This window comes from Chitinophaga sp. CCNWYY40, assembly GCF_037483205.1.
GTDB classification, from domain to species: Bacteria; Bacteroidota; Bacteroidia; order Chitinophagales; family Chitinophagaceae; genus Chitinophaga; species Chitinophaga ginsengisegetis.
In genome coordinates, this window is the sequence record NZ_JBBHLF010000002.1 from 791,304 (window position 1) to 809,287 (window position 17,984).

Annotated in this window: 17 protein-coding genes; 3 read left to right on the forward strand and 14 right to left on the reverse strand. The window is 47.3% G+C overall.

Going from position 1 to position 17,984, the window contains the following annotated elements; all coding sequences use genetic code 11:
• Nucleotides 1-4: 4 nt before the first annotated feature.
• Genes V7S65_RS08915 through pyrR form a run of 3 tightly spaced genes read right to left on the reverse strand, consistent with a single transcriptional unit; the run spans nucleotide 5 to nucleotide 2,127 of the window.
• Nucleotides 5-583, reverse strand: a complete 579-nt coding sequence (locus tag V7S65_RS08915) for a hypothetical protein (protein WP_336388513.1) — start codon at nucleotides 581-583, stop codon at nucleotides 5-7.
• 32 nt (nucleotides 584-615) lie between these two features.
• Nucleotides 616-1,545, reverse strand: coding sequence for an aspartate carbamoyltransferase catalytic subunit (locus V7S65_RS08920; protein WP_079471967.1), 930 nt, complete (start codon nucleotides 1,543-1,545; stop codon nucleotides 616-618).
• A gap of 51 nt (nucleotides 1,546-1,596) precedes the next feature.
• On the reverse strand, nucleotides 1,597-2,127 hold the full coding sequence (pyrR, locus tag V7S65_RS08925) for a bifunctional pyr operon transcriptional regulator/uracil phosphoribosyltransferase PyrR (RefSeq protein WP_079471968.1): 531 nt from the start codon (nucleotides 2,125-2,127) through the stop codon (nucleotides 1,597-1,599).
• A 191-nt stretch (nucleotides 2,128-2,318) separates the two neighbouring features.
• Here pyrR and V7S65_RS08930 point away from each other — a divergent pair, with 191 nt between their 5' ends.
• Nucleotides 2,319-2,837, forward strand: a complete 519-nt coding sequence (locus V7S65_RS08930) for a peroxiredoxin (protein WP_336388512.1) — start codon at nucleotides 2,319-2,321, stop codon at nucleotides 2,835-2,837.
• Between the two features lies 1 nt (nucleotide 2,838).
• Here the strand turns inward: V7S65_RS08930 and V7S65_RS08935 are convergent, their stop codons facing one another.
• The 3 genes from V7S65_RS08935 to prfB form a co-directional block, all read right to left on the reverse strand.
• Nucleotides 2,839-3,297, reverse strand: coding sequence for a hypothetical protein (locus V7S65_RS08935; protein WP_079471970.1), 459 nt, complete (start codon nucleotides 3,295-3,297; stop codon nucleotides 2,839-2,841).
• Nucleotides 3,298-3,300: 3 nt separating this feature from the next.
• Nucleotides 3,301-4,932 (reverse strand): L-glutamate gamma-semialdehyde dehydrogenase, encoded by a 1,632-nt coding sequence (pruA, locus tag V7S65_RS08940; RefSeq protein WP_111578228.1) that lies wholly within the window; start codon nucleotides 4,930-4,932, stop codon nucleotides 3,301-3,303.
• Nucleotides 4,933-5,083: 151 nt separating this feature from the next.
• Nucleotides 5,084-6,179, reverse strand: a protein-coding gene (gene prfB, locus V7S65_RS08945) for a peptide chain release factor 2 (protein ID WP_143313671.1) whose coding sequence is annotated in 2 segments (ribosomal slippage) — nucleotides 5,084-6,118 and nucleotides 6,120-6,179 — 1,095 coding nt in all. Because the reading frame shifts where the segments join, the coding sequence is not laid out codon by codon here.
• Nucleotides 6,180-6,316: 137 nt separating this feature from the next.
• Here prfB and V7S65_RS08950 point away from each other — a divergent pair.
• Nucleotides 6,317-7,120 (forward strand): hypothetical protein, encoded by an 804-nt coding sequence (locus V7S65_RS08950; RefSeq protein WP_336388511.1) that lies wholly within the window; start codon nucleotides 6,317-6,319, stop codon nucleotides 7,118-7,120.
• A gap of 44 nt (nucleotides 7,121-7,164) precedes the next feature.
• The gene (pgi, locus tag V7S65_RS08955; protein WP_079471973.1) at nucleotides 7,165-8,820 is read left to right on the forward strand and encodes a glucose-6-phosphate isomerase; all 1,656 of its coding nucleotides are present in this window, start codon (nucleotides 7,165-7,167) and stop codon (nucleotides 8,818-8,820) included.
• A gap of 290 nt (nucleotides 8,821-9,110) precedes the next feature.
• Here pgi and V7S65_RS08960 read toward each other — a convergent pair whose 3' ends face one another.
• From V7S65_RS08960 to V7S65_RS08995, 8 genes are all read right to left on the reverse strand, one after another.
• Complete coding sequence (locus V7S65_RS08960) at nucleotides 9,111-9,551, reverse strand: DUF3276 family protein (protein WP_079471974.1); 441 nt, start codon at nucleotides 9,549-9,551, stop codon at nucleotides 9,111-9,113.
• 157 nt (nucleotides 9,552-9,708) lie between these two features.
• Nucleotides 9,709-11,505, reverse strand: coding sequence for an ABC transporter ATP-binding protein (locus V7S65_RS08965; protein WP_336388510.1), 1,797 nt, complete (start codon nucleotides 11,503-11,505; stop codon nucleotides 9,709-9,711).
• Nucleotides 11,506-11,616: 111 nt separating this feature from the next.
• Nucleotides 11,617-12,195 carry an LpqN/LpqT family lipoprotein gene (locus V7S65_RS08970; RefSeq protein WP_336388509.1) on the reverse strand — a complete coding sequence of 193 codons (579 nt, stop codon included), beginning with the start codon at nucleotides 12,193-12,195 and terminating at the stop codon, nucleotides 11,617-11,619.
• A gap of 53 nt (nucleotides 12,196-12,248) precedes the next feature.
• On the reverse strand, nucleotides 12,249-13,178 hold the full coding sequence (locus V7S65_RS08975; RefSeq protein ID WP_336388508.1) for a phosphoribosylaminoimidazolesuccinocarboxamide synthase: 930 nt from the start codon (nucleotides 13,176-13,178) through the stop codon (nucleotides 12,249-12,251).
• Nucleotides 13,179-13,287: 109 nt separating this feature from the next.
• Complete coding sequence (locus tag V7S65_RS08980) at nucleotides 13,288-14,655, reverse strand: exonuclease domain-containing protein (RefSeq protein WP_336388507.1); 1,368 nt, start codon at nucleotides 14,653-14,655, stop codon at nucleotides 13,288-13,290.
• Between the two features lie 3 nt (nucleotides 14,656-14,658).
• Nucleotides 14,659-15,834: an ABC transporter permease gene (locus V7S65_RS08985; protein ID WP_336388506.1), complete on the reverse strand. Its 1,176-nt coding sequence runs from the start codon at nucleotides 15,832-15,834 to the stop codon at nucleotides 14,659-14,661.
• On the reverse strand, nucleotides 15,827-16,993 hold the full coding sequence (locus V7S65_RS08990; protein ID WP_336388505.1) for an ABC transporter permease: 1,167 nt from the start codon (nucleotides 16,991-16,993) through the stop codon (nucleotides 15,827-15,829). Before V7S65_RS08990 ends, V7S65_RS08985 begins: the two co-directional genes overlap by 8 nt.
• Nucleotides 16,993-17,982: an HlyD family secretion protein gene (locus V7S65_RS08995; protein WP_079471981.1), complete on the reverse strand. Its 990-nt coding sequence runs from the start codon at nucleotides 17,980-17,982 to the stop codon at nucleotides 16,993-16,995. Before V7S65_RS08995 ends, V7S65_RS08990 begins: the two co-directional genes overlap by 1 nt.
• Nucleotides 17,983-17,984 lie beyond the last annotated feature (2 nt).

Here is a 17,984-nt window from a genome sequence, read left to right on the forward strand (position 1 = left end):
TATGCTATGTTATCCGGTAGCGGCTCAGCACCTTGGGATCTATTTTCAAATCGGGGCGAAAGCGCATAATACCTCTTACAAAATGCGCCAGCAGGGCATTCCCATTGGTCACCAGGAAAATTCTAAACTGCACAACCTGCGCCTGTACAGCCCCAGATTCGTTTTTGACAAAAACATACAGATCCGGATTCGTTTCGTCGTAACCCCAATCGGTCCAAAGCACGTCGTACACACCGCCGGGGCTGTTTGTACTCAACGTCTCATAACACAACGACAGCACAGGCACGCCTTCACCGTACTGGTGCAGCCCTTCAGCGTTTACCTCTGCCCGTGTATATTTGGGCTTACCAGACCGGTAAGAGGCAACTGCCATCCATATCAAACCACATAAAACCGGAGCTGCAATGCCTATAGTAAGCATCCGGATGCTTACTTCTTTTATCCAAAAGGAAAACACGACGCCAGCCAGCAGCGTGGCCAGCACCAATGCCAAACAGGCCAGCAGGAATACTTTTAGCACAACAGTTTGCCGCGTTGCGGATGTTGAATACAACGGAGGAAATTCTTCTTCATTGGGCAACATAGTAAGTTGTAATTACTGTTTGAATATGCCTGCTACTCCGTTTTCTTTCCTGCGAGCAGGTACAATGCCGCCATACGTATAGCCACACCATTTTCTACCTGGTCGAGGATGATGGACTGACCAGAGTCCGCCACATCAGAGTTTATTTCCACGCCGCGGTTAATGGGTCCGGGGTGCATGATTACAATTTCTTTATTCAGACTGTCGAGCAGTTCGCGGTTTACGCCGTATGCGAGGGAGTATTCACGGAGAGAAGAAAACAGCGGGGTGTTTTGTCTTTCCAGCTGAATACGCAGCACATTCGCCACATCGCACCATTGCAGGGCTTCGCGGATATTGTAGCTCACATTTACGCCGAGTGCTGCGGCCATGTATTTCGGGATGAGTGTAGGCGGGCCTACCACCGTTACTTCTGCACCCAGTTTTTTGAGGCAGTAAATATTGGAGAGGGCAACCCTGGAGTGCATGATATCGCCACAAATGGCAACCTTCTTGCCTTCCACACTACCAAGTCTTTCCCGGATGGAGAAGGCATCGAGCAATGCCTGGGTGGGATGTTCATTGATACCGTCGCCAGCATTGAGGATGGGCACATTGATGTGCTTGGCCAGGAAATGCGGCGCGCCGCTGGCGGAGTGGCGCATCACTACCATATCCACTTTCATGGACAGGATGTTGTTCACCGTATCTATCAGCGTTTCTCCTTTGGATACGGAAGATCCCGAGGCAGAAAAGTTAACCGTATCTGCACCCAGGCGCTTTTCCGCTAACTCAAAAGAGATGCGTGTGCGGGTAGAGTTCTCAAAAAATAAATTTACAATTGTTGTATCGCGTAGCGTAGGAACCTTTTTAATAGGTCTTTGTAAAACCTCCTTAAACTGGTCGGCTGTTTGAAAAATAAGCTCTATATCCTGGCGCTGCAGATCGCGAATTCCGAGTAAGTGTTTTACAGAAAGTGACATTAATGTGCAAATATAAAGGGTGAAATCTGAATTCTGAAATCCGGATTCATTTTAGTCAATCAGAACTACTTCGTCTTTACCATCTCTTTCGTTCCACAACACCCTTACTTTCTGGGAAATGAGGGCATCAATGGTACGACCGGTATAGTCCGGCTGAATAGGCAGCTGCCTGCTGAAGCGGCGATCGATCAGCGTGAGCAGCTCTACCGCCGCAGGGCGGCCAAAGTCCAGCATCGCATCCAGCGCAGAACGGATCGTGCGGCCGGTATACAACACATCATCTATCAACACTACCTTTTTATTTTCTATGGAAAAATCAATATTCGTTTCATTGGGTACATGCAGGGTTTTACTCTGGTTAAAATCGTCCCGGTAAAAAGTAATATCCAGCTTACCGTAGTCGATACGCGCTCCCGGTACTAACTTCAGCAAGGTCTGATGAATTCTGCCGGACAAATAAATTCCCCTCGGCTGTAATCCAATCAGCACGGTTTGCTCAAACTGTAAGTTATTTTCTATCAACTGATGACAAAGCCTGTCTATCGTAATAGCCATTTGCTTGCCGTTTAGTATGGTTTTCAAAACACAACGTTTTAGGGGCCAAAAATAATGATTAAATGCTACAGATAAAAAGCTGAATATTAGAAAAGATTGATAAACAAGGGAATATTTCTAAAACAGCGCTGTTTCCCGCACTCTTTAGTTATGCAAAAACAGAAATATGGCAGGTTGCTCCCCTTCTCTTCGTACTTTAGCGTTATCAATAACAGGGTATGAAACTTTTAAAGACCATTTTAGCTATGACCGCCTTTCTGCAATTATGGGGAAATAATTCCCAGGGACAACTGAAAACAGGAGATAAAATTCCAGCCTTCACCTTACAGGATCAAAACGGGAAAACTTTTGATATCAATACAGTACTTGGCAAACAACCGTTGGTTATTTACTTCTATCCGAAAGATGAAACCAGTGTATGTACCAAAGAAGCATGTTCGTTCCGTGATTCGTACCAGGACTTCCAGAAATACGGCGCAATGGTAATTGGCATCAGTGCGGATAATGTGGCTTCACACCGCAGTTTTGCTACACACCACAATCTTCCTTTCACCTTACTTAGTGATCCGAAAAATGAAGTGCGCAAATTATTTGGCGTGCCTAAAACCTTTGTGATACCGGGTCGGGTAACTTATATTGTAGATAAGAATGGGGTGATTGTGCATGAATTCAATTCGCTGCGCGATGGAGAGAAACATGTAACAGAGTCGCTGACGGCGTTGCAGAAGTTGCAGTAAACTACAACTTCCTCATATCCTTAAACGTAGAAATTTCTTCTTTCAGCGCAAACAGCTGCATACCCCATATGATTCCAAGTACCAGTGCAAAAGCTACCAGCGCCAGGGATAAAGATACCTGCATAAAGCTGCCTTCTTCGCGGTTGGTAAGGGTAATAACGCGGATAAGCGCAATGAGGCCCACACCAAAAAAGATGGCGGCTTTGGTTCCTTTCTTACGGAGTTGTTTTTTAAAATACTCATCAAAAGCGCCGGCGGCGGCAATACTGGCATCCGGTTGCGGCGTTCCGTCGGCAAGCAGTAATTGTTCGAGATCTGCTACACGGTAGTGCTCATGGTGTTCTGAGAAGTATTTTTGTAAGATATCTGCCTGCATAATTTCCTGGATACTGAATGAGGGTGCAAGGTACAAAAAAGGCGATGGATATAAATCCACCGCCCACATATAAATCATGAACATTTACTAAGCTTCTTTCAGGAACGGGTACCGGTAATCGGTAGCAGGTACAAAAGTTTCTTTGATGCTTCGGGCACTTAACCAGCGATAGAGGTTCAGCATGGAGCCGGCTTTATCGTTGGTACCGGAAGCGCGGGCGCCGCCAAATGGCTGCTGTCCTACTACCGCGCCGGTTGGTTTGTCGTTGATGTAGAAGTTACCGGCGCTGTTTACCAGTGTGCGGGTAGCCAGTTCTACAGCGTAACGGTCCTGCGCAATAACTGCACCGGTCAAAGCATACTCGGAGGTAGTGTCTACCACCTGCATTATTTCTTCAAATTTCTCTGCATCATACACGTGGATCGTTAATACCGGGCCGAAGATTTCCTCACACATGGTGATGTATTTCGGATCGGTAGTTTCGATTACGGTTGGCTCAATAAAATAACCTTCCGTTTTGTTGTAATTACCACCAGCGATGATCTTTACAGATGGATCTTTCTTCGCATTGTCGATGTATTGGGCGATCTTATCAAAAGAGCGTTCATCGATCACAGCGTTGATGAAGTTGCTGAAATCTTCTGTGGAACCCATTTTCATGGTTTTCAGCTCGGCAACTAATTTGGATTTTATATCGTCAGCAAGATTGTTTGGTATGTATGCACGGGAGGCGGCAGAGCATTTCTGTCCCTGGTATTCAAAAGCGCCGCGGGCAAGCGCTGTAACGGCGATGTCAACATCGGCTGATTTGTGGATCAGTACGAAGTCTTTACCACCTGTTTCACCAACGATGCGCGGATATGTTTTGTATTTGTGGATGTTTTCGCCGATGGTTTTCCACATGGTCTGGAATACGCCGGTAGAGCCGGTGAAGTGGATGCCTGCGAAATGAGGATCTGCGAAACAAACGTCTCCTACAACCGGGCCATTTGCATATACGAGGTTGATAACGCCTGCAGGCAGACCTGCTTCTATCAGTACCTTCATGATCACCTGTGCGGCGAATACCTGTGTATTGGCGGGTTTCCACACTACCACGTTACCACACATAGCGGCAGAAGCGGGCAGGTTACCGGCAATAGCGGTGAAGTTGAAAGGAGTAACGGCCAGTACAAAGCCTTCCAGCGGGCGGTATTCTACCCTGTTATGGATACCGGGTGCGCAAACCGGCTGCTGGCGGTATATTTCGCTGAGGAAGTGTACGTTGTAGCGGAGGAAGTCGATCAGTTCACATGCGCTGTCAATTTCAGCCTGGTAAGGGTTCTTACTCTGGCCCAGCATGGTGGCGGCATTGATATGATAGCGGTATTTGGTGGCCAGGAGTTCGGCAGCGCGCAGGAAGATGCCGGCGCGTTGTTCCCAGTCCATATTAGCCCATTTTTCACGTGCCTCCAGCGCTGCTGCGATGGCGGATTTCACATGAGAGGCGTCACCCATATGGAAGTGACCTAATTTGTGTTTGATTTCGTGGGGAGGGCGCAGATCAACGGTGTTTCCGGTGCGGATTTCCTTACCACCGATATACATAGGTATATCTGCTACTTCGCTTTTGAAGGCGGCTAACTGTTTCTTTAATGCAATTCTCTCAGCAGAACCGGGTGCATAAGATAACACAGGCTCATTAGCAGGCGCTGCGTACTCAAAGTATCCTGTATTCATTGTATCCTAATTTTTATATTTGTTTATTTGATCATTTGTAAACCCGGAGGCAAACAAACAATCAAATAAACAAATGACTACGAGTATTGTTTCCGCAGCAAAATTAAGTTATACAACGCCTACGCGCTTATTAATAATTAGTCGATACTTATTAATTATTGTCCTCTTCCTTCTGCATCATCAGGTATGCTTTCACAAATCCGTTCAGGTCGCCGTCCATTACAGGTCCTACGTTACCTACTTCAAAGTCGGTGCGGTGGTCTTTGATCATCTTATACGGATGGAATACGTATGATCTGATTTGTGATCCCCATTCGATTTTGCGTTTGTTGGCGTTGGCTGCATTTTTCAGTTCTTCCCTTTTGCGGATCTCTTCTTCATACAGGCGTGACTTCAGCATGGTGAGCGCTTTTTCGCGGTTCTCTCCCTGCGTACGTGCCTGCTGGCATTCGATGATGATACCGGATGGGATATGTTTCAAACGTACGGCTGTTTCTACCTTATTTACGTTCTGTCCGCCCTTACCACCTGAACGGTAAAACTCCCATTCCAGGTCTGCCGGGTTTACAGCAATCTCAATAGTATTGTCTACTAACGGATATACATATACGGAGGCGAAAGAAGTATGTCTGCGTGCATTGGAATCGAAAGGTGAAATACGAACCAGGCGGTGTACGCCGCTTTCTGCTTTCAGGTGGCCATATGCAAAGTCGCCATCAAATTCCAGTGTAGCGGATTTGATACCGGCGCCATCTCCATACTGCGTATCAATTTCCGATACTTTCCATCCCTGCTTTTCGCCATACATGCGGTACATACGCAGCAGCATTTCAGCCCAATCCTGGCTTTCCGTGCCGCCTGCACCGGAGTTAATGGTTAATACTGCGGGCATTTCATCTTCCGGCTGGTTGAGCGTAGATTTAAATTCCAGGTCGTCCAGCGCTGCTACTGCAGCATTGTAGGCCTGTTCCACCTCTTCTTCCGTTGCTTCTCCTTCTTTGAAAAAATCGTTCAGTACAGCGCTGTCGTCAATAGCAGCGTTTACCTGATCGTAAAGGTCTACCCAATATTTGTTTACCTTTATTTCCTTCAGAATCGAAGTCGCTCTGACGTTGTCGTCCCAGAAACCGGGCGCCAGGCTTAATTGTTTGTCGTTTTCTATTTTTGCTAATCGGTCAGGTACGTTAAAGAAAACCTCCCAGGACATATAAACGGTCCCTCATAGCTTTAAGTTGCTCAGCTGTCATAGCTGGCAAATGTATGGAAAAAACGGAGATATATACTAACGGCTTTCAAACTTTGTTTTGATTGTTTACTTTAGCATAATTTTTGTGTTGTAACACCGTAACCATGTCACTAATATTATAAAAAGCACCCATCTGTTATGGTGAGTCATGAAACCCTCCACTTTAAGAACCGGTCCATCTTCAACACACTTGGTTTTATTATTATGATAGCTGCAAATGCACTGGCAGTGCTGCTTCCCATCAATGGTAAAACCACCGCGCAGATTTCCGAGGAATATCCTAACCTGTTTATACCGGCGGGAATCACGTTCTCTATCTGGAGTGTTATCTATCTTTCTTTAACAGCTTTTATCATATATCAATTATGGTTATCTTTTTCCAATAAACAACCGGCAACGCTGGCGTATGTGATGCAGCGTATGAAAGACTGGTTCCTCATTTCCAGTGTAGCCAACGCCTGCTGGCTGTTTGCCTGGCATTATCATCTTATACCGGTGAGCGTGGCTATCATGGTAATCCTCCTGATTTCGCTGATCATCATCCATCTCAACTTTGGCATCGGCATCGCTCCTGCTACGCTGAGGGAGAAAATATTCATTCATATTCCTTTCAGTATCTACCTCGGATGGATCTCTGTTGCCACCATCGCCAATATTACCGCGCTGCTGGTATACGCCGGTTGGGAGGGCAACCGCCATGCACAGGTGCTGTGGGCCATTGCCATGATCAGCCTGGGTACCCTGCTGAGTATAGGCATGGTACTGCTTCGCAACAATATCACCTATGCCCTTGTTATTGTGTGGGCCTTCTATGGCATCCTGTTGAAAAGAAGGGCTGCTGATGTAATGGACGAGAACTCCATCATCCATACCTGCATTATTGCTATTGGCGTGATTGCCATAACAATTTCCTGGCAATTGTACAGGAAACAGAAATCATAAATCTAAAAGATTATTTTTGATGCGCATTTAATATATACACGACTATGTTTCCATCTACCAATCCAACAACCACCAAATCGTGGGACGCCTTAAAGAAACACGCTGAAGAAATGAAGAAGGTACATATGCGTGCCTTATTTATGGAAAACAAAGAACGCTTCAGTGAGTTTTCCCTGAAATTTGAAGACATCCTTTTCGACTATTCCAAGAATATTATTACGGAAGATACCCGCAGCCTGTTATTAGGACTGGCAGCAGAGTGCGGCGTAGCGGATGCGATCAAAGCGATGTTTGGTGCAGAAAAAATAAACGTTACAGAAAACCGTGCCGTACTGCATACCGCTTTACGCAACACGTCCGATAAACCTGTTTTACTCGATGGCCGCGACGTAATGCCCGATGTAAAAGCAGTGCTGAACAAAATGGATCACATCTGCCGCCAGATCCACTCCGGCGAATGGAAAGGATACACGGGCAAGCCTATACGTTACATCGTAAATATTGGTATTGGTGGCTCCGACCTCGGCCCGGTAATGGTTACAGAAGCCCTGAAACCTTACTGGAAGCCTAACATCCAAACCTATTTCGTGTCTAACGTAGATGGTACACACATCGCGGAAACACTGAAAAAAGTAACACCGGACGAAACCCTGTTCCTCATCGCCTCCAAAACGTTTACCACACAGGAAACCATGACCAACGCACACACTGCGCGCAACTGGTTCCTGGAACACGCGGGAGATGAGAAGTTTGTAGCCAAACACTTCGCTGCTTTATCTACCAACGAAAAAGCGGTGACCGCCTTTGGTATCGATCCTAAAAATATGTTTGAATTCTGGGATTGGGTTGGCGGCCGCTACTCCCTGTGGTCTGCTATCGGTTTATCTATTGCACTCACCATCGGGTTCGACAACTTCACCCAGTTGCTGGATGGCGCCCATGCGGTAGACAGGCACTTCGCCGACACTCCTGCAGAACAGAATATACCTATTATCATGGCGCTGATCGGCCTGTGGTATGGCAACTTCTTCGGCAGCGCCACAGAAGCCATCCTGCCATACGACCAGTACATGCACCGCTTTGCCGCTTACTTCCAGCAAGGTAATATGGAAAGCAACGGTAAATCCACAGATCGTACAGGCCATACCGTTAGTTATGAAACCGGTCCTATTGTTTGGGGCGAACCAGGCACCAACGGTCAGCATGCGTTCTATCAACTCATTCACCAGGGCACCCGCCTGATTCCGTGCGACTTCATCGCACCGGCCATCAGCCACAACCCTATCGGTGATCATCATGTGAAACTGTTGTCGAACTTCTTTGCACAAACAGAGGCGCTGATGAATGGTAAAACAGAAGCAGAAGTACGTGCAGAACTGGAAAAGTCCGGCGCTCCTGCTGAAGAAATTGCGAAGATCCTGCCATCGAAAATTTTCCCTGGCAACCGTCCTACCAACTCCTTCCTGGTAAAAGAAATAACACCACGCTCACTCGGCTCACTGATTGCGCTGTACGAACACAAGATCTTTGTGCAGGGTGTAATCTGGAACATCTACAGCTTCGACCAATGGGGTGTGGAACTGGGTAAGCAGTTAGCGAGTAAGATATTGCCTGAACTGGAAAACAACGACATCATACTGAACCATGATGCGAGTACGAATGGACTGATCAATGCGTGGAAAGGCATGCGTACGGCGTAGTTGTTCGCCTTCGGCAAACGCGGATTTTGTCTTTCTCAGGATTACGCTGATTATACTGATTTTATTTTTTTTGATTTTATAAAGATTAAGAAAAGATAAAATTGAGAAATAAAATAAGGGAGATATAGACGAATACCGCCTATATCTCCCTTTATCATTTATAAAATCAAAAAAGTAAATCAGTATAATCAGCGTAATCCTGAGAAAGACAAAATCCGCAACAATAAAAAACCCCCGGAGAAATCCGGAGGTTGCCTATTATTTTTTGTAAAAATCTCTAAGTAAAAATCTTACCATTTGTCTACCTCATCAGAGCTATGTGAAGCCGGGGCGGCTACTGACGCCTCAACAGGTACTTCCACCTCTACAGGGACTACTGAAGCGCGTACTTCAGATCCATCTGCTTCTGTTTCGTCCTGTTCTTCCTGCACATAATCATGGTTGTAGGCATCAAAGTCGAAATCGGGCATCAACTCAGTTTTAACATAGTTGATGGTTTCGGTCAGTGCGTTCAGGAACTTGTTGAAGTCCTCCTTGTACAGGAATACCTTGTGCCTGTCATAACCGTTGTCATTAAAACGCTTCTTACTTTCTGTTATAGTAAGAAAATAGTCGTTTCCCCGAGTGGTCTTTACATCAAAGAAGTACGTTCTTCTTTTGCCCGCTTTCAATCGTTTAGAAAAGATGCTATCATTGTTTCTTTCCTGTTGATTGTTGTTTTCGTACGCCACAGTTGATAGATTTAAGTGTTAACGAATCAAATCCTGTTACAATAAGAGACAAATATACTATTGTTTTACAAATATCAAAATATTTTTAAATGATTTTGAAAAATCATAAAAGCCGCGTGTAACGGGCTGCGACAGGGTATATACAAGCACATGATTGCTACTCACTTACACTTTCATCGTCGCCGGATTGCTGACGCGCGTATAGTTCTGCGTAGTATCCATTCAATGATAATAAATCATTATGTGTCCCCTGCTCTACAATCTTTCCTTCATCGAGTACAATTATGCTATCGAACTCAAACAAGGCAAAGATCCGGTGAGTGATAATAATGGCAGTTTTGTTTTTCAGATAGGCATACAGGTTACCTATAATCTCTTTTTCGGTGCGGGCATCTACGGCAGAGAGGCAGTCGTCGAAGATAAGGATATTGGGATCCTTGATCAGCGCCCTCGCAATGGAGATCCGCTGTTTCTGTCCCCCGCTGAGCGTTACGCCCCGCTCCCCGATGGCGGTATCAAAGCCGTCGTTGAAGCCCAGGATGTCTTTCTCCACAGAAGCCTGCCTGGCGGCGGTTTGCACAGTTTCAATGCTGGCGCTCGGATCGCCGAAGCGGATGTTATTGGCAATGCTGTCGGAAAACAGGAACACATCCTGCGGTACATAACTGATCTGGCCACGCAAATCGGCCAGCCGGAGGTGACGGATATCCTGGTCGTCTACCATCACCTTCCCCTCCTGCGGATCGTACATCCGGATGAGCAGCTGCGCCAGCGTACTTTTACCGGAACCCGTTCTGCCAATCACCGCTACCTTCTGCCCCGGTTTGATATACAGGTTAAAATTGCTGATGGCGGTAATCCCTGTATGAGGATAAGTAAAGGTTACATTCTCCAGGCGCACCCCTCCTTTCAGCTTCACTGATTTCGCATCCGGCTCATCCTTAATAGCAGGCGCTATCTGTAAAAATTCGTTTATACGTTGCTGTGAGGCCGCCGCACGCTGGATCATAGACGCCACCATCCCGATAGAAAAGAACGGGAACATCAGCATGTTCACATAAATCACAAACTCCGCCAGGTTGCCCACCGTAATGTTCCCCTGGATCACCTGGATACCGCCAATGAAAATAGTAAGGATCACGCTCAGGCCAATCATCAGCGCCATAGTGGGCTGGAACAGGGCATCTGTTTTAGCAAGACTGATAGAACTATCTTTATACGCTTCACTGGCTTCTTCAAAATGACGCGCACTTGCATCTTCCTGGATATATGATTTTATTACGCGGATACCGGAATAAGATTCCTGCGCAATGGAAGTAATGTTGGATAACTGCGCCTGGATCCGCTCACTTTTACGGTGAATGATCCTGTTCACATAATAAATGGTTAAGGCCAGGAAAGGCAATGGCGATAAGGTATACAGCGTCAGCAACGGGTTTACCTGCAACATCAGGTATACAATGATCACAATGAGAAATAAAGTCCGGGATGCATACATAATAGCAGGACCTACGTACATGCGTACCCGTGATACATCTTCTGTAATACGGCTCATCAGGTCGCCGGTACGATGCATCTTAAAAAAGTTAAGATCCAGTTTCTGATAATGCTGGTAAATTTCATTCTTCAGATCATACTCAATATGACGGCTCATCACAATCAGCGTTTGCCGTTGCAGGAACAAAAAGAATCCGCTCAGTAGTGCGAAGATGAGGATGCTTACGCCGTAAAACGCCAGTACATGCGTGAAGTCTGCACGGAATGCCACTTTCAGCGCAGTATTATCCAGCAACCGGTATTCGTCGATATTATGCGCCAGCAGGTCGAAGATCTGGCGCACCATGATAGGCTGGAAAACACTGAATACAATGGATATAGCGGTAAACAACAATCCCAGGATCAGCAGCCATTTATTGGTAAGAAAGTATTTATTAAGCGCGGCAAGGTGTTTCAATGGTCGTCAATTTGCAAACAAAAATAAGGCATTCGAAGCATATAGCTATAAAGGAGAAGACCCGGGCAGATAATCTCTCCGCCCGGGTCTTCTCTCAAAAAAATATATACTTTACTTCGTGGTAAAAGACCCCAGGATCTCTTCCAGCGCCGGTTCATATTTCACCAGGTCGTTGGCGAGTGTAGTGAGGGTAATAGCGTAAGCGATATTATTTTTCACCAGAATGGTTACCTCTCCGTTAAGCAGGGTACCACTTTCGCGGTGGACATACTGGCATTTCATCCATTTGGCTTTTACGCCGGTAACGGTACGTTCGCCGGTATCTATCTTTTTATAATCCACGAAGAAACTTTCCATTTCTTTCTGGGTGCTTTCCATCACCTTATCCAGCGTAAATCCTTTCTTCAGTTCCTGTGTAACGATATTTACATTGGCCTGGAAGGTGCTGTCGCCGGTGATTGGCGCCATCATAAAGGTGTATTCAATCCGGCTCATCACTGTATCTATCTTTGTCCAGCCGGTGGGGGTATTTACCGTAAAGGTTCCCCGGCCGGCGTTCATGCCCGGCGATTTTCCTGCCAGCTCCAGTACTTCTTCGCTGCTTAATTCTTTAGGGGATTTGGACGCATTGTTGCAGGCTGCAATGCTTAACAAACAAACTGCTACTGCGGAGATCAATTGTAGTTTCATCGTGCACAAGGGATAAAAAACCGCTCCGGCGTTGCACCGGAGCGATTGGGTGATTATAAACTTTTCAGTGCAGCTATTATCCTGGATTCTGCATCCGCAGCCGCTACTTCTTCTTTCACAAATTTCTGACCGGTAATATTTTCAAACAGTTCAATGTAACGTTCGCTTACGCTTGTTACAAATTCGTCTGTCATTTCCGGTACCTGCTGACCATCTTTACCCTGGAAACCGTTTGCCATCAGCCATTCACGTACAAATTCCTTGCTGAGCTGTTTCTGCTGGGCGCCGTTTTTCTGGTTCTCTTCATAACCTTCCGCGTAAAAATAACGGGAAGAATCAGGAGTATGAATTTCGTCGATAACATAAATGGTATCGCCGATTTTACCGAATTCGTATTTGGTATCTACCAGGATCAGTCCGCGTTTGGCGGCCATTTCCTTACCTCTTTCAAACAAGGCGAGGGTATACTTTTCAAGTTGTTCGTAGTCCTCCTTACTTACCAATCCCTGTGCGATGATCTCATCACGGGAAATATCCTCATCATGTCCTTCATGCGCTTTGGTAGTTGGAGTGATGATGGGCGACGGGAAGAAATCGTTTTCCTTCAGTCCTTCCGGCATCGTTACACCACACAGTACACGTTCGCCGGATTTGTAAGTTCTCCAGGCGTGACCAGTGAGGTTACCACGTACCACCATTTCCACCGGGAAAGTTTCGCATTTCAGCCCGATAGTTACATTTGGCAGCGGAGAAGATTTTACCCAGTTAGGAACGATATCTTTAGTTGCTTCCAGCATAATGGCCGCAACCTGGTTCAGTACCTGTCCTTTGTAGGGGATCGGGCGTGGCAGTACCACATCAAATGCAGAGATACGATCGCTTACTACCATTACCATCAGCCTGTCATCAATGGTGTAAACATCACGTACTTTTCCTTTGTAAAAGGCAGTTTGACCTGGTAATTTGAAACTTGACTCTAACATGAATAAAAAAATATTAATAATTAAAGATGAAAATCACTTTTACGAGATGCAAAAGTAATCATGAATCACTTGATTTATTACGATCGTGTAATTTTTTTTCGGGAGATGATTAACGGATGCCCGACAACTGCCTGCTGTTGCTGGCGTAAGGCCGGAGCAGGCTGATGATCACTTCATTCTCGGCGTAAGGGGTAAGATAATCCCGCACGTGTGCCGCTTCGGCGGTATTTACTTCTGCGGGCACATAACCCATTCCATAAAAACGGCCCTTCTCCATCAGGATGCAGCTTTTCTCGCTGCTGTTGCGGCCTTTGTCTACGATGATCACGGAAGGTTGTTGTTCCTGTAAAAATGCAATCGCCGCTTTCATACGCTCATTATAGCTTTCGGGCCGTTCTACCTTTTGGCAGGCGCCCTTGCACGTACCGGCGGTAATACCGGCGCAGGTGCCATCGCCTTTTTGCAGGAAACAAAGTTTGGGGCACAGCTGGAATTCCTTTATCAGGGAGCGTAACAGCCGGTGACCATCTATCAGCAGGTTAAAGCTGTGTACGGGGTGCGAATACTTCCGCTTCTTTTCTATGGCCAGCCGCAGGTATCCCTGCTGGTCTTCAAACAGGTAAAATCCATACCTGAACTCCACCCGTTTCTGGGCGTAGTTGAAAACAGGCCACAGGCGCTTTATTTCCACCGACTCGAGGATGCAGGCCATCAGCTCCGTAGCCGTTTCCTGGTAGGAAATGCGGTGAATGGTACGCAGGAAATTCTGCCGCTGGCGGCTGGTGCTATGGCCGGTAAAATGGCTGTTCACCCGTTTAGCCAGGTCTTTTGCTTTGCCTACGTATACTACTTTGTCTTTGCGGTCGTGGAAATAATAAACACCGGGGTGAGCCGGTAATCCCTTCACCTGTTCCGGTGGCAGGTTAGGCGGCAGGAACTGTTCCTTTGATCCTACCTTCAGCATGGAAGCGATCACCTTCTCTTTATCGTTGGCCAGCAGCATCCCGAAAAGCACGGTGGTGGCTTCCGCATCGCCGCCGGCGCGGTGCCGGCCATTTACCGGTATGCTGAAATGGCGGCAGATATTACCCAGGCTATATGATTTCAGCCCCGGGAATATTTTGCGTCCCAGCCGTACCGTGCACAGCTTCTTTGATTGCAGGTCGAACCCTGCATTAGCCAGCTGGTGCTTTATAAAGGAGTAATCGAAGTTTACATTATGGGCTACAAAGATCCGGTCTTTCAGCAGGTCATATAATAAAGGAGCGATGGCCTCAAAGGGAGGTGCATCTGCCACCATACTGTTGCTGATACCTGTCAATGATTCTATGTAATAAGGAATGGGGATGCCAGGGTTTACCAGGGTTTGGTAATGCTGCGTGACTTCGTTCCCGTTATACAGGAAAACGGCGATCTCCGTTATACCATTGGCGCTGGCATGCCCGCCCGTCGTTTCAATATCTACAATTGCATACATCAGCTACAAATATATGGATTGTTGCCGCTTATTCAAGCGCCTTAATCCAAGTAAGGCCAGCAGGGTATAAAACCCGGACAGCGCCACCAAATGCAATACAGAAGCCGCATTATCGCCCAGGGTACCGCCCATTTGTACGATGGACTGGTACACCCTGAGGAAAGGCGTGGTAGGCACCATCGACGATAACCACTGCAGCGGTACCGGCAGCGATTCATACGGCCATGCATAGCCGGCGATGAGGAATACCGGGTACGTGGAAAACACCATCATCTGCGCCGCCATCAGCTGGCTGCGGAACATGCTTCCCAGCCATATCCCCAGCGGGATCAGCGTAAAAAAGAAAAGGAAGAACACCACCGCCACATCCAGCACCCGTCCGCGGAAGGGGATGTTGAGGGTGGTATAGTTAACCGTCATAAAGAAAAAAGCATAACAGCAAAAAAGCAGCATATAAAAAAGGCCCTTTCCCCAAAGGGTGGCCGACAGGCCGCCACCGCCGGTTTTCACCAGTTCGGGTACGCGCCCTTTTTCTTTGTCGAGCGCCATACTTTCGGAAAGCCCGATCAGCAGCGTTTGCTGCAATATGAGCGCCAGCAGCCCCGGTAGCAGGAACGCACCATAACTGGACCGGGCGTTATACATTGGCCGGTAGTCGAGATTCACCGGTTGGGTTTCACGCAAAGCCATCTGAGAATTCAATCCCTGCATTTCATTATACTTCAGCCGTACCCCTGCACCTACGGTAAGTGCCAGCGTGGTAATACCGCCGGCCAGTTCGCTGGAAGGCAGGAACCGCGCGGCATTCACAGCCAGCACAATATCGGCCTGTTGCAGGGCCAGCACTTTTTTCTCTACGCCGCGGGGAATATACAGGTAGCCCTGGCATTCGCCATAGTACATTTTATCCTGCGCATCCTGTAAGTCCCTCGCGCCTGTTACGGCTGCAATCTGCATTTTACTCAGCTGCTGCAGGAAGGCGCGGGATAGTTCACTTTTGTCGTCGTCGGCAACGGCCAGTAATACTTTCTCTTCTACCTTATAACTATAAATACTGCCATAGAAAAAAGCATAGAGGAGCGGCGCTATCAGCAGGGTAAGCAACAAGCTGTGGTCGGTGGCCACCAGCCTTACTTCCCGCAGGAACAACCGGGTGATATGCTGAAAAAAATCACGCATGCTGTAAAGAGAGTTTATTTAGTTTCCGTTGCAGGAACAACAATGCCACCGGGAACGTTACTGCTATATAGATCAGCAGCTGCCCGGCTTCCTTATATACATAGTGCATCGGCAACTCCATAAAATACACTTTAAAGAATCCATCCAGGAAAGGTGTAAAGGGCATCAGCCAGGCGTAGTACTGGTCGTACCACGGCATGGCCCAGCGGGGAAAAGTAAAGCCGCTGAATACAAAAGCAGGGGAAGTATAGAACAGGCCCAGGTCGCAGGCCACCATTACATCGCTCACAATAGCAGACACCATCAGGCCAATACTGATACATCCCATAATCAGCAACGTAAACAGGATGAACAACGGCCAGGAGCCGCCTATCGTTCCGTGTGCAAAAAGCGGGAACACAATACACGTTACCAGGATATAATGCAGCCACCCTACGCTGAGGTGCGCCAAACCCTTTCCCAGCAATACATTGGATGCAGAGCCATTGGCCATTGCATTCAGTTCTGCAAACGTGCCTCTTTTTTCTTCGAGGTTCAAAGCAAGTACTGTTACCATAATGATCATCATCTGGAGCGCCACCGCAATTAACCCCGGCACCAGGTATTGCTGGTAATTGTACTGCGGATTATAAAGCATGTAAGACGTGAGCCGGATGGGTTGTACCAGCGCCATCGCCTTACCGGCGGGCATGCCCGTTTTTACAAACTTCTGTAGCGTAACGCCCGAACCCGCCGTAATCAATACTTTGGCGGCATCTTTATAGATGAGCTTTGCCGTTACTACGGCGGCGGTATTGGTGTAAACGGTGATATACACCGGTTGACGGCTTTTGATATGGTCGTCCATTTTCTCCGGGAAATGGATAGCGCCCTGGATGATGCCCTGTTCCATCATCTTCTGCAGCGTTACTTCGTTATCTACCTGCTGCGTGATGTGGATGCTCTCCGTTTGCTCCAGCATAAACCCAAACTTCCTCGACAAAGGCGAATGCGACTCATCCCAGATGGCCACCGGCAAATCACGGGCAAACTGGTTATTATAGATATAGCCATACAGCAGGCATACCAATGGTGGCAACACCAGCAATACAATGTAGTGCTCCGGGAGGGTAAGTATGCGCTTCCATTCCCTGATCATGATATGGATAATGGAACGCATCATGGCAGGTTCATGGAGGCAGTCATACCAGGGCGCAAGCCTTTGATAGCCGCCTGGTTAACGGGTTTCAGATCTACCGTAAAAGTGCGCAGTTCAAATTTGCCCTGTTCTTTTACCGGTACCCAGTTGGCGAAAGTGAGCGAGGGAGCTACTTTATGTACCTCCGCTTCAAAATTTTCAGGATCACATCCCGGTACGCGCACAGTAACACGGGCGCCTAAAGGGAAACGCTGCATATCATCCTGGCGCACATTATACGTAATATGATAGGTAGCCGGTTTCTGGATAGTCATCAGCGGATAACCGATCGCCACTATTTCTCCTTCTTCTATTACCATAGAAGTAATGATACCATCTGACGGCGCATGGATATAAGTATTATCAGATAATGCTTTGGTGAGTTCGTAGCCCTGTTCCGCCTGGCGTACAATAGCGGAAGCGGTGGTGATCAGTTCCGGGCGACTCCCCTGTTGCAGCATATCCATGTTCAGCTTGGCTGTTTCCATTTCTTTTTTGGCGGCCTGCAGTTTGAAATATACCAGGTCTTTTTCCTGCCCGGAAATTACCTCATCATTAAAGAGGTTTTGCATACGCTGATAGGTTTTCTGCATCAGCTCATACTGTTGCTGGGTAATATTGTACAGGTTATCGGCTGCTTTGATGGCTTCGGGGCGGGCGCCTTTCTGCAACAATGTGAGCTGTCCTTTTGCTGCATCGATGGCAGCCTGCGCCTGGTTGCGGATGGCATTGATTTCGGTAGACCGGAGCACGCCCAGCAGCTGTCCCTTGCGGATGGTATCACCCTGTTTTACCAGGAGACTATCCAGGCGGCCGGGGAATTCTGCTGCCACATCCACATAATCGGCGTCCACCATGCCTATCATTGATTTATCTGCAGCTGCCGGTTTCTTTACAAAGAAGATCAGCGCAATAACCAGGATAGCAATGGGGATCAGCAGGGCCCAATAATTTTTTAATACAGCTCTCATGA